This is a genomic window from Zobellia barbeyronii, from assembly GCF_018603515.1.
In the GTDB taxonomy this organism is placed as follows: Bacteria; Bacteroidota; Bacteroidia; order Flavobacteriales; family Flavobacteriaceae; genus Zobellia; species Zobellia barbeyronii.
Map to the genome: position 1 here is coordinate 645,294 of NZ_JACATN010000001.1, position 13,054 is coordinate 658,347.

General features: G+C 36.7%; 13 protein-coding genes. All 13 read left to right on the forward strand.

The features are described from left to right. Nucleotides 1-13 precede the first annotated feature (13 nt). The 13 genes from HW347_RS02540 (at nucleotide 14) to HW347_RS02600 (ending at nucleotide 12,953) form a co-directional block, all read left to right on the forward strand. Nucleotides 14-1,060 (forward strand): VWA domain-containing protein, encoded by a 1,047-nt coding sequence (locus tag HW347_RS02540; protein ID WP_214610379.1) that lies wholly within the window; start codon nucleotides 14-16, stop codon nucleotides 1,058-1,060. After that, nucleotides 1,061-1,918: a tetratricopeptide repeat protein gene (locus HW347_RS02545; RefSeq protein WP_155595485.1), complete on the forward strand. Its 858-nt coding sequence runs from the start codon at nucleotides 1,061-1,063 to the stop codon at nucleotides 1,916-1,918. Between the two features lie 41 nt (nucleotides 1,919-1,959). Further along, nucleotides 1,960-3,702 carry a BatD family protein gene (locus tag HW347_RS02550; protein WP_214610732.1) on the forward strand — a complete coding sequence of 581 codons (1,743 nt, stop codon included), beginning with the start codon at nucleotides 1,960-1,962 and terminating at the stop codon, nucleotides 3,700-3,702. Nucleotides 3,703-3,740: 38 nt separating this feature from the next. Further along, nucleotides 3,741-4,499 carry a tetratricopeptide repeat protein gene (locus HW347_RS02555; protein WP_214610380.1) on the forward strand — a complete coding sequence of 253 codons (759 nt, stop codon included), beginning with the start codon at nucleotides 3,741-3,743 and terminating at the stop codon, nucleotides 4,497-4,499. A 59-nt stretch (nucleotides 4,500-4,558) separates the two neighbouring features. Further along, nucleotides 4,559-4,855: a hypothetical protein gene (locus HW347_RS02560; protein WP_214610381.1), complete on the forward strand. Its 297-nt coding sequence runs from the start codon at nucleotides 4,559-4,561 to the stop codon at nucleotides 4,853-4,855. A 74-nt stretch (nucleotides 4,856-4,929) separates the two neighbouring features. Next, the gene (locus HW347_RS02565; RefSeq protein WP_214610382.1) at nucleotides 4,930-6,522 is read left to right on the forward strand and encodes a SulP family inorganic anion transporter; all 1,593 of its coding nucleotides are present in this window, start codon (nucleotides 4,930-4,932) and stop codon (nucleotides 6,520-6,522) included. A 5-nt stretch (nucleotides 6,523-6,527) separates the two neighbouring features. Continuing rightward, nucleotides 6,528-7,373, forward strand: coding sequence for a universal stress protein (locus HW347_RS02570; protein WP_214610383.1), 846 nt, complete (start codon nucleotides 6,528-6,530; stop codon nucleotides 7,371-7,373). 15 nt (nucleotides 7,374-7,388) lie between these two features. Continuing rightward, a complete protein-coding gene (locus HW347_RS02575; protein ID WP_214610384.1) occupies nucleotides 7,389-8,015 on the forward strand; it encodes a carbonic anhydrase family protein in 627 nt (208 codons plus the stop codon). Between the two features lie 97 nt (nucleotides 8,016-8,112). Beyond that, nucleotides 8,113-8,739, forward strand: a complete 627-nt coding sequence (locus HW347_RS02580; RefSeq protein WP_155595480.1) for a carbonic anhydrase — start codon at nucleotides 8,113-8,115, stop codon at nucleotides 8,737-8,739. A gap of 93 nt (nucleotides 8,740-8,832) precedes the next feature. Beyond that, complete coding sequence (locus HW347_RS02585; RefSeq protein WP_214610385.1) at nucleotides 8,833-10,713, forward strand: SulP family inorganic anion transporter; 1,881 nt, start codon at nucleotides 8,833-8,835, stop codon at nucleotides 10,711-10,713. Between the two features lie 78 nt (nucleotides 10,714-10,791). Next, nucleotides 10,792-11,811 (forward strand): phenylalanine--tRNA ligase subunit alpha, encoded by a 1,020-nt coding sequence (gene pheS / locus HW347_RS02590; RefSeq protein ID WP_214610386.1) that lies wholly within the window; start codon nucleotides 10,792-10,794, stop codon nucleotides 11,809-11,811. Between the two features lie 9 nt (nucleotides 11,812-11,820). Beyond that, nucleotides 11,821-12,216 carry a hypothetical protein gene (locus HW347_RS02595; RefSeq protein WP_214610387.1) on the forward strand — a complete coding sequence of 132 codons (396 nt, stop codon included), beginning with the start codon at nucleotides 11,821-11,823 and terminating at the stop codon, nucleotides 12,214-12,216. A gap of 254 nt (nucleotides 12,217-12,470) precedes the next feature. Continuing rightward, nucleotides 12,471-12,953, forward strand: a complete 483-nt coding sequence (locus HW347_RS02600; RefSeq protein ID WP_214610388.1) for a GbsR/MarR family transcriptional regulator — start codon at nucleotides 12,471-12,473, stop codon at nucleotides 12,951-12,953. Nucleotides 12,954-13,054: the final 101 nt, after the last annotated feature.

Below are 13,054 nucleotides of genomic sequence, written 5' to 3' on the forward strand. Positions count from 1 at the left end.
CGAACAAAGCAGAATGATTCAATTAGACGAAAAAATATATTTCTATTTACTGGCCATTATACCGGTCATCATCGTCTTGTTCGCACTTTTGCAGATTTGGAAAAAGCGGACACAGAAGAAATTTGCCGAGACTTCCCTTTTAAGAAGGCTGTCACCGGACAAATCCAATTTTAAATCTAGTCTAAAACTCTTGTTCTTTCTATTGGGAATTACTTTTCTTACCCTAGGATTGGTAAACCCAAAAATTGGAACAAAATTAGAGACGGTAAAACGTGAAGGTGTAGATGTTGTTTTTGCGGTAGATGTTTCTAAGAGTATGTTGGCAGAAGATATTGCGCCAAACCGTTTGGAGAAGGCAAAACGTCTAGTTTCAGAAATCATAAACCAATTGGCAAGTGACCGTATTGGTATTATAGCTTATGCAGGACAAGCATTTCCGCAATTGCCCATTACCACAGATTATGGTGCTGCCAAAATGTTCTTACAAAGCATGAATACAGATATGCTCACCTCACAAGGAACAGCTATCAACGAGGCTATTAATTTGGCTACCACTTATTACAATGACGAAGAGCAGACCAATCGCGTGCTTTTTATCATTTCAGATGGAGAAGATCACTCAGAAGGTGACACCAAGGATGCGGTGGAGAAGGCCTTAGAAGAAGGTATTCAGATTTTTACTATTGGGGTTGGTAAACCAAAAGGCGCTCCTATTCCAATTAAAAGAAATGGTGTTGTAGAAAGTCTTAAGAAGGATTCTCAAGGTGAGGTAGTTATTACCAAACTGAACGAAGATGTACTTATAGACATTGCAGATGATGGCAATGGTGAATATATAGACGGATCCAATACAGAAGCTGCTGTAGAACGTATTAAAGAACTGCTTCAGCAAATGGACAAAAAAGAGTTTGAAGCGAAGCAATTCGCCGAATTCAAAGACCAATTTCAATGGTTTCTAGGTATTGGCTTGTTGTTTTTACTTTTAGATATCTTTGTTCTTGATAAGCGAACAAAATGGCTTAAAAAGCTGAATTTATTCAACGAAAAAGAAATAGAATAAATGAGAAATATTGTTTTCATATTGTTTTTTATCGGTTTTGTTTCTTTTGCGCAAGAAGAAGAAAAAGAGCGCGAACAAGCGCTTAATGAATCAAAAAATCTAACCTGGGAAGCTAATAAAGAACTTTCCGAAGATAATTTTATAGATGCCGAGGTAGATTATAGAAAGGCTATAGCCAAGAGTGATGAAAATTCTGCGGCACCCTATAATCTAGCTAATGCATATTACGCGAAAGAAACCTATAGCGAGGCTTTTGGGCGTTACAAACAAGCTGGTGAATTGGCAACTGATAAAGCTGATAAGCACCGTGCCTATCACAACATGGGCAACGTGTTCATGAAAAGAAAAGACTATCAAAAAGCAGTAGAAGCCTATAAAGAAGCCCTTCGTAATGACCCAAAAGACGAGGAAACCCGTTACAATCTAGCTTTAGCCAAAAAAATGCTCGAAAAAGAACAAGAGCAGAACGACCAAAACCAAGATAACAAGGATCAAGAAGATAAAAACGAGGATAACAAAGACGAAAACGAGGACAAAAAAGACGGCGACAACAAAGAAGAGAACCAAGACCAAGATAAAAAAGACGAAGGAGACAAGGGAGACGAAGGCGATAAAAACGAAGAACAAAAAGACGAGAACAAAGAGGGTGAAGGCGATGAAAAGGAAGAGCAGAAAAAACAGCCTGAAGAAGGTGACAAACCTCAAGAACAACAGCAACAGCCTCGTCCAAATCAATTAAGTAAACAACAGGTACAGAATCTTCTAGAAGCAATGCAGAACGAAGAGAAAAAAGTACAAGAAAAAATAGACGCCCAGAAAGTAAAAGGTGTTAAGGTTAAAAACGAAAAAGATTGGTAAAAACCAGTATACATAGAATTCTTTTAGCATTATTTTCCATAATGCTCGTTGTTTTTTCGGTGAACGCGCAAGATGATGCAGCCATAACCTTTGAAATGAAACTCAGTAAAGAAAAACTGGGTATGAACGAGAGGTTACGGGTAGATTTTACCATGAATAAAGATGGTGATAATTTTAACCCACCAGATTTTCAAGGCTTCCGGGTATTAATGGGACCATCACAATCCATAAGTTCTTCATGGATAAATGGCGTGCGTAGTTATTCTAAAACCTATTCATACACCTTAGCTCCTACCACTAGGGGCAATGTTACCATTAAACAGGCATCTATTGTAATTGATGGAAAAACTTTTAAATCATTTCCAAAAAAGGTAGAAATTACAGCTGCGGTAGACAAGCCAAGTGATCAAATGACCGCAGACGATGTGGCTGATGAAAGCTTACATCTTGTTGCCGAGGTTTCTAAAACGGACCCATACCTAAACGAAGGTTTAAGTGTGGTTTACAAACTTTATGTGAGTCCATCTATTAGCGTTTCTAACTATCAACCGTTAGATAATCCTAAATACAATAATTTTTGGAGCCAAGATATTCCCGTTTCCAGGCCAGTTGCTGAAAACGGAACTTATAAAGGAAAGCCTTATAGGTATGTGATATTAAAGAGAGTAGTACTCTACCCTCAAAAATCTGGGAAATTAGAAATAGAACCCCTTTCATTAGATGTTACCGTAGATGTGCCGTCAAACAAGCGAGATTTCTTTGGAGGTCGGATTTACTCTCAGACTAACAAAACGGTTTCAGCAGGGAAACGAACCATTAATGTAAAACCTTTACCTGAAAAAGGGAAACCCGTTAATTTTAGTGGAGCCGTTGGTAATTTCGATTTTTCTGTAACTAGTAGCAAAACGGCTTTGAACGCTTCTGAATCTTTACAGGCAAAAGTTGAAGTAAGTGGTAAAGGAAATTTAAAACTGTTTCAGTTGCCCGATTTAAATTTACCAGCTTCATTGGAGGTATACGAGCCTGAATTTGATGAGAAAGTACGCACTACCTTATCTGGATCACAAGGTAAAGTAAGCAACAGCTATACTGTTGTACCTTCCTTTAAGGGTAAGTATCCTATTCCTAGTATATCCTTTACATATTTTGACCCTAACGCTAAAACGTATAAAACAGTTACTTCAGATGAAATTGTTATCAATGTAAAAGAAGGTCCAACAGACTCAAGCATTGGTAGCGCAGTAGATGGTGGAACTAATAACAAGCAGGCGGTTGCAGTAGGAAATCAATTCAATTTCCTAAAACTAGATGCCAATTTAGTACCTATTGGTTCTAGCTATTTCTTAGGAACGAAAAGTTATTATTTATGGTTATTACTACCATTAATATTGATTCCTTTTGCTATTTTATTAGGTAAAAAACGTGAAGCAATTGCTAGCGACGTGGTGGGCAATAAGGTTAGGAAAGCTAATAAACTTGCAAAAAGATATCTCTCTAAAGCTAAAAAAGAATTGGGTAATAAAGAGGCATTTTACGTTGCTTTAGAAAAGGCTTTGCATAATTATTTAAAGGCTAAACTTAAAATAGAGACCTCAGAATTCAGTAAAGACAAGATAGCATCTCTTTTAATCGAAAAACAGGTAGATAACACAACCAATGAAGGTTTTATTTCGCTACTTAAGAATTGCGAAATGGCACGTTACAGTCCTTTTTCCGAGGTTCAGATGCAACAAGATTACGATAAAGCAAGTGAGGTAATTACATATTTAGACAAACAACTATAGCAAAAAAGTTATAAATAATTCAATTTGAAAATCACAAAGTGAAAAACATACTTTTCATCCTTATTTCTTTTTTAACCTTCACGGTTACCGCCCAGAACAATGCTCTGTTTGATAAGGCTACAGAAGCATATAACGTAGGTGAGTACCAAAAGGCAGTAGACAGCTATATGGAGATTTTGGACAACGGAAAACATTCCGCAGAGCTCTATTACAACCTGGGCAATGCTTACTATAAGCTTAACGAGATTGCACCAAGTATTTATTATTACGAAAAAGCACTGTTGCTTAAACCTAATGACAGCGAAATAAAGAACAACTTAGGATACGCAAAGAACATGACTATTGACGCAATTGATGAAATGCCAACTACAGGCCTTTCTAAAATTTACGATAGTATTATTGGTACCTTATCTTTTGACCAATGGGCATATACATCTATTATTTTTATGATAATCTTTGTGTTATTGTACATTGCTTTCTATTACTTCCGCTATTCTTCCAGAAAAAGACTTGCGTTTATTTTTAGCGTAATATCACTACTTATTATGATAACTTCTGTAGTGTTTGCTTTTCTTCAGTACAACAAATTTAAAGCAGACCAACCGGCCATTGTCTTTTCCAAAGAGGCTAGTGTAAAAGCTGAACCCAACAAAAAAGGTCTTGAGACGTTTGCACTTCACGAGGGCACTAAGGTCCAAGTTCTTGAGGAGCTAAACGACTGGAAAAAAATCCGTATTTCTGACGGAACCACAGGCTGGATCCCATCTGAAGACATAAAAACATTAAAGGATTTTTAGTATTTCCTTAACGCGTAATAAAATAGTTGGTGCTATATTTGCGTTTGTTACTAACTGCTATGAAAGTTTTCGCTCGTTTTCTTTTGCTTTCCCTATGGCTACTAGCCATAGCAGCTCCGAGCATCATAACTTTACTAGACGTTGATAATCCTGTAATGATAACGAACCTCAACGAAGAGGAACAACAAGAAGCAGGTAAAAAGTCTCCACTAGAAGAAAAATTCGTAAACGATAGTTACTTTGACTTCTCTCTGATAGCTCTATCAGAACAGTCTGTTATGGGCCATTACCATGTTATGGGCTATATTGATTTCACACTTGAAATCCTACTCCCCCCACCCGAACATATCAGTTAATCTTTTTCAGACATTTATTCGATTAGCTAAAAACTTGTCCTCAATTGCCATTGAGGGCTAAATTATTATTGTATATGTTCAAAAATCTAAAGAGCGACCTTCCCGCAAGTGTCGTAGTATTCTTTGTTGCCTTACCTTTATGTTTAGGTATTGCACTTGCCAGTGGCGCGCCATTGTTTTCAGGATTAATTGCCGGTATAATTGGTGGTATTTTCGTTGGAGCACTTAGTGGTTCAAAAATTGGAGTTAGTGGTCCTGCAGCCGGATTAGCTGCTATAGTTCTAACCGCTATTGGAACCTTAGGTGGTTTTGAGAATTTTCTAGTTGCCGTAGTTTTAGGTGGTGTTATCCAAATGGTATTCGGTTTTCTAAAAGCGGGTATTATTGGATATTATTTTCCTTCTTCCGTGATAAAAGGAATGCTAACTGGGATTGGTATTATCATTATTCTAAAACAAATTCCACACTTTTTTGGTTACGACCCTGACCCAGAAGGAGATTGGGCTTTTTTCCAAGTAGATGGAGAAAATACATTTTCAGAAATTCTAAATACGGTCAATAATATTAGTCCCGGTGCAACATTAGTGGCTATCATTGGCCTTTCTATTCTATTACTATGGGATAAGGTTCTTTCTAAAAAAGGGAGAATTTTTCAATTGGTACAAGGTCCTTTAGTTGCCGTTGCCGTTGGTATTATTTTTTATATAGTAACTCAAGATAGCGCAGCATTGGCTATTTCTTCAGAACACTTGGTAAGTGTGCCTGTTCCTGAAGATGCCGCTTCATTCTTAGGTCAATTTAGCTTCCCAAATTTTGGAGCTATTACAAATCCTCAAGTTTGGATTACTGCTTTTACTATAGCTTTGGTAGCTAGCTTGGAAACACTTTTATGCGTGGAAGCTACGGATAAGCTAGACCCACATAAGAATGTAACACCAACAAACCGAGAGTTACTTGCGCAAGGTGCAGGTAATATACTGTCCGGTTTAATTGGAGGACTACCAATAACACAGGTAATTGTTCGTAGCTCAGCCAACATACAATCTGGTGGAACGTCTAAACTATCTGCTATTTTACACGGTTTTCTTTTATTAATCTCTGTAATTCTTATTCCAACTTTGTTGAATATGATTCCGTTGTCCGTATTGGCAGCCATCCTTTTCATCGTTGGATACAAACTGGCAAAACCTGCTCTTTTTGCAACGATGTACAAACTAGGTTGGAAACAGTTCGTTCCTTTTATGGTAACGGTTTTAGGGATTGTATTTACAGATTTACTTATTGGAATTAGCTTAGGCTTAGCTGTTGGAATAGTTGTTATTCTATTAAAAAGCTACCAGAATTCTCACTTTCTTCATATTGAAGATGTGAGCAACGGTAAGCATAAAATAAAAATGACTCTTGCGGAAGAGGTGACATTTTTTAATAAAGGCGCGATTCTTAAAGAACTAGATAGTCTTCCAAGAGATACCTATTTAGAGCTAAATCTACTTAAAACAAGGTATCTTGATATTGATATTATTGAGATTTTAGATGATTTCTCAATAAAAGCCAAAGAACGTAACATAGATATTCAATTGGTATCAAAACGTGGTGTTATAGAAAACCCAACTAGTTATAGTGAGTTTTTTAGAACAAGGCCAAAATCTAACCTAAGTTTAAGTTAAGCGCTATGGAAAAAAATAAATATAAAATAGCCTTACTTTCAGATTTGGCAGACGGTATGCACAACCTTTTAAAAAGCTCGGTTAGCCTAGCTAAAATGGTTGATGCAGAAATTGAAGTTTTCAACGTAAGAAAGCCTACTGATATTATTGGAAAAGACAATCAATTATCAGCTATTCGGACAATAAACCATGAGTATATTGTAACCGATAAACGAATGAAAAACATACTGGCACCGTTTTCAGAAGATTACGGGGTCCCCATTCGTTATTCAAGCACTTTTGGTAATGTAAAAACTGAAATAGCCCGATATCTAGATGATAATACTCCAGATATTTTAGTTCTTGGCAGGAGAAAGACAAAACCTTTTAATACTGTAGATGATAGGATTATCAATTTTGTTCTAAGTATTTTTAAGGGGTCCGTAATGATTGTTTCAGAAGAAAATGGTCTAAAACCTAATATGAAAATAGGGATTGGTACTCTAAACTGTTCTGACGAATCATTGAGTTCTTCTTTTCCAGAAGCCCTCTTTGCACATACGAACAGCCCCTTAAAATCTTTCAGTATTGTTAACGGGCCTACAACACAGCCTCAATCCCATGAATTTCTAGGAAAGAAAACTGTAGATTACATATTTGATTATAACGACAATACAATGAAGAAGCTTCCTATCTACTTATCTAAAAGTAAAGTGGATTTATTATTTGTAGAGCGAAAGAAGAAGGAAAAACAAAGTACTTCTACACCGTCAAACATTTACGACATGGTAAAAAAAATAGACATTAACCTTATGATTGCAGGAGAACAAAACTTGCTTCGCAATTATCAAAGTAAACTAGACATAGCATAATTAAAATAAATATATATGAAAGCACATACCAAGGAGACACAATCAACGATGACTCCAGAAAAAGCACTTAATTTTCTAAAAGAGGGAAATCAGCGTTTTCAAAATAATTTAAAAGCTAATAGAAACCTTTTAGAACAAGTAAATGATACCAGCGAAGGACAGTTTCCTTTCGCAACTATTTTGAGCTGTATAGATTCTAGAGTTTCGGCAGAATTGGTTTTTGACCAAGGATTAGGCGATATCTTCAGTATTCGTATTGCAGGAAACTTTTCTAACGAAGATATCCTAGGAAGTATGGAGTTCGCATGTAAGCTTGCTGGCACTGAATTAGTGGTTGTTTTAGGCCACACTAGTTGCGGTGCTATAAAAGGGGCTTGTGACCATGCCAGATTGGGCAACCTAACAGCTTTAATAAATAAGATAGAGCCAGCAGTTGATGCAGTGAAAGAACCAGCGGATGAAAGCCTTAGAAATTCTAAAAATCTTGATTTTGTGGATAAAGTTTCTGAAAAGAACGTGCTTTTGACAATAGACAATATCCGTAAGAATAGTCCAGTTTTAGCAGAAATGGAAGACAACGGAGAAATCAAAATTGTAGGCGCCATGTATGACGTTTCCAATGGCGAAGTAACTTTTTACTAATAGGCTTATATTCAGTTATATAGAATGGGCCAATAATGCATTGGCCTTTTTTCAAGTATTGCCGTAGAATTAGTCTTATTTTGTAAAAAATAATACCATGAATCTAGATACTGTTTTTGACAACAATGAAAAGTGGATAGCTGAAAAGCTAGAAACAAGTTCAGACTATTTTGAGCAGTTAGCAGAAGGGCAAAATCCTGAATTGCTTTATATTGGTTGTTCAGACAGTAGGGTTACCGCAGAAGAAGTGATGGGCGCAAAACCTGGTGAGGTTTTCGTACATCGTAACATTGCGAACATGGTAATCAGTATAGATCTTAACGTACTTTCTGTTTTGAAGTATGCGGTAGATTACTTGAAAGTAAAACATATCATAGTTTGTGGCCATTACGCGTGTGGAGGTGTAAAAGCCGCCATGCAATCTAAAGATCTGGGTGTTTTAAACCCATGGCTACGTAATATTCGTGATGTCTACCGTCTTCATAAAGAAGAGCTGAACGCTATTGAGGACGAAACAAAAAAATACGATAGGTTAGTAGAACTGAACGTAAAGGAGCAATGTGTGAACCTGATTAAAACAGCAGTGGTTCAAAAAGCATATCGCGATCACGGATTAAAAGTACACGGATGGATATTTGATGTCCATACCGGAAAATTGATAGACTTGAAAATAGATTTTGAAGGCTATCTAAAAAACATAATGGAGATCTATCACCTAGATTAATCCAGAACTGATTTGTAGAAACCAAACGTTCAATTTGGTCTATATACTTCAACACAAAACTTAAAACAATCTCTCAGCATTAAACTTAACTCTATGAAAAATCTTTTCTCAAACTTTAAAGGAGACTTATTTGGAGGAATAACGGCAGGTATTGTTGCCCTACCCTTAGCATTAGCGTTTGGTGTTAGCTCAGGCCTTGGGCCCAGTGCGGGACTATACGGAGCCATATTTATCAGTTTTTTTGCGGCTCTTTTTGGAGGCACTAACACACAAATTTCTGGCCCTACCGCACCAATGACAGCGGTAAGTATGGTTGTCATAGCTGGTATAATTGCTTTAAATGATGGTAGCTTAGAAAAAGCATTACCTGCTATTTTAGTAGTGTTCTTATTGGCCGGCCTTATGCAAATAGGTCTTGGACTTCTAGGTATAGGTAAATACATCCGTTACATCCCGTATCCAGTAGTTTCCGGTTTCATGACAGCAATTGGTGTTATTATTTTGGTTACGCAAATATTACCTGCAATAGGATACTATCCTAAAGAAGATGCAGAATTCGTAAACCAATACAAACCAATGGCCGAAGAAATTATATTAGATAATATTCTGAAGGAAGAAGCGGGAGAAGGTATTCTAGTTTTAGAGAACTTTGAAGAAACCATTAAACGTGCAGAAGGCATTACCGAAGAGGATATGCTTAAAGAAGCGAGCACTTTGGCAAAATCTGAAGCTTCGGGGGTATTGGGTGCTCTTAAAGTAATGCCCAGGGCTTTACAAAATATTAATTGGTTAGAATTTATTCTCGCACTGTCTACCATTGCCATTATTTATGGCTTCAAAAAAATAACTACCGCTATACCAAGTGCATTAGTTGCTTTAATTGTGGTCTCTGGGGTAGCGTATGGTTTTGGATTAAACTATAGACCAATAGAAGAAATTCCAAGCGGTTTCCCGATGCCTAACTTGGGTATATTCACCAGTTTTGAACTTGGCTCGGTAACGCCCTATATTTTCACAGCATTAACGCTGGCATTATTAGGTGCTATCGATTCACTTTTAACTTCTGTGGTTGCGGATAACATGACAAAAACCAAGCACCAACCTAACAAAGAATTAGTAGGTCAAGGAATTGGGAACAGTATTGCCGCTATTTTTGGAGGTATACCGGGAGCAGGTGCTACAATCCGTACCGTTGTTAACATTAACGCGGGTGGTAAAACTAAGTTATCCGGTATGGTAGCGGGTGTTTTACTTCTAGTCGTTCTTTTAGCTTTAGGACCTGTTGCTTCTCAAATACCAGCCGCTGTACTTGCCGGTATTTTAGTTACCGTAGGTATTGGCGTTATGGATTACAAAGGGTTAAAAGCCATACCTAGTTTACCTAAAGACCTGAGCTTAGGCCCAATAAAATTCAGCTCAGAAGTAGTTATAATGTTAGTTGTACTAGTTCTTTCTTCCGTATGGAACTTGGTATATGCTGTAGGTGTTGGTTTAGTTATTGCTTCTTTAATGTTCATGAAGAAAATGGGTGATCTTACAGCAGAAAGGTCTGATGTAAAATCTTTGGAAAAAGAAGAAGGTTGGGCAGATGAAGTTGGGTTCCCGAAAAACCTAAGAGATCAAGTCTTTATTAAGCACCTTAAAGGACCGTTATTTTTTGGTTCTACCAGCGAATTTCAAATATTAGCAGACCAAATACCAAGAACAGCTTCTACGGTTATCATTCGTATGGACCGTATGCAGTATATGGATCAATCGGGTCTGTATACATTGGAAGATGTGTTAATAGATTTGCACAATTCTGATATTGAAGTCTTGTTTGTAGACGTGCTTAAACAGCCAAGATATATGATGGAACGTGTAGACCTTATTCCTGATTTAATCCCAACAGAACATATTTTTGACACCTTTGCTGAATGTCTACAGTACTTGGAACGTAAGACTTCAAAAAAGAACATTGAAGCTTCTGCATAGGATTTAGACCAATTTATGATGAATTATGTATTCGGTAATGCCGCAAATGTCCTAAATTTGCGGCATTAGCCGAACATCATGATTGATACTATTAAGAAGCACATTACTGAGGTAGAAAAGTTTACCGCTACCACCAAAGAGGAGCTAGAAAGCTTCCGTATTAAATACTTAGGTAAAAAGGGACTTTTGACCGATTTCTTCGCTGAGTTCAAAAATGTACCTAATGACCAGAAAAAGGAATTCGGCCAAACAATAAATCGGTTAAAGCAAGCCGCAAACGATAAACTGAATACTTTACGGGATGCTCTTGAGAGCAAAACCGAAGAAAAAGGTATTTATGGTGATTTGACACGGCCAGGTGAACCTTTAGAACTTGGTGCAAGACACCCTATTTCTATAGTTAAGAACCAAATTATAGAGATTTTCTCCAGAATAGGTTTCAATGTATCGGAAGGTCCGGAAATTGAAGATGATTGGCATAACTTTACTGCCTTGAACCTACCAGAATATCACCCTGCCAGAGACATGCAGGATACATTTTTCGTTCAAACCGATCCAGATATCTTATTGCGTACCCATACCTCGTCGGTACAGGTCCGTTATATGGAAAATAATAAACCGCCTATACGTACTATTTCTCCAGGAAGAGTATATCGTAATGAGGCTATTTCGGCACGTTCACATTGTTTCTTTCACCAAGTTGAAGGTTTATATATTGATAAGGATGTTTCGTTTGCCGATTTAAAGCAAACACTTCAGTTCTTTACAACGGAACTTTTTGGTAAATCTAAGATTCGTTTACGACCATCATACTTTCCATTTACAGAGCCTAGTGCAGAAGTAGATGTGTATTGGGGCCTTGAGACTGAAACCGATTATAAGATGACAAAAGGTACCGGTTGGTTAGAAATCATGGGCTGTGGTATGGTTGACCCCAACGTACTAGACAATTGTGGTATTGACTCCAAAGAGTATTCCGGTTTCGCTTTCGGAATGGGTATTGACAGGATTGCCTTATTACTTCACCAAATATCTGATATTCGCCTATTAAGCGAAAACGATGTACGTTTCTTAGAGCAATTTAAAAGTGCGTTATAATAAAGTGTAGTGAAAAAAGATATAGAAATACCAATTGCCAAAGATGTTCAAGTAGCCGTTATTAGAGAATGGAACGAAGAATTTCTTTCAAAAGACTGGAACGCCTACTTAATAAACAGTAGAGCAGACCAAATTGAAATGGTGATGGTGGTATCAAAGGGTTTTGACGATGAACGTCAAACCACTACAATGCGCCATAGTATGGGTACAGTACTACCCAACGAATTTAAAAAGATAGAATTACTACAAGAAGATGTTCTTGCCTTAGACAATGAGTTCTTTGTTACTTTCTTTGCTGAAGGCAAACTTTTTGAAAAGCGTTTTTCATTCCCAAGGAATACGGTCTCCGAAAAAAACCTTAGCACTATTCCGCTAATTGATAAGGATGGGATTTCCGCAGAGTAAGCTGAACCTCCATTTTATCTTCATACATTCTACTTACTACTTTTTAAGACCAGCAAACCTCTCTCTTTGCTAAAAGCATTTACTTACAAAAGTTTTATCGGTCAAAAACTATATTTATTCAGTTAATTTTCAAATAGTTACCCTCCTATCTTGCACACTGTAACAAAACTTTAACTCATTTTAATAAAATTTAAGTTCTTTTAGTTTGTTTCGTTCCGAACTAACATTATCTTTGTCGCTTGAATTTTTCAAATATGAAAATAGAAGAGATAAAAAATAAGTTAATCGAAGAGCTTGGCGTTCACTTTGAATCTGAGTATGACCTACCACCATTGGCTGCTAGAATCTTTGCGAACTTAGTTATTACGGAGGAAGACGGTCTTACTTTTGAAGATTGCCTTCTTAAAAGAGGTGCTAGCAAAAGCTCAATATCAACGTCGTTAAACCTTTTGTTGCAAATGGATTTTGTAAACTATTTCACAAAATCAGGAGATAGAAAAAGGTATTTTAAAGTTGCTGAAAAAAATACATTCTTCATCAAGAAGCTAAATCGCTCATTAAATCAACTGGAAAGGGAAAAAGAAATGATTGTCAAAATCACAGCGTATAATAAGCAGTACCGTCCAGATAAGCATGAAGAAAATAAAAACAAAATAACAGTTTATGGTAAGTGTATTTCAGACATGACTACAAGCCTCAAAACAACTATCGAAGAATTAAAAAAACAGCAAAAATAATTTTTTTATCAGCCTAGTTCGTTTTTTACCGAACATTCTGAATTAACAAAACATTAACAAGACCCAGTCAACAATTTAATACAATTAAACATCCATTTAAA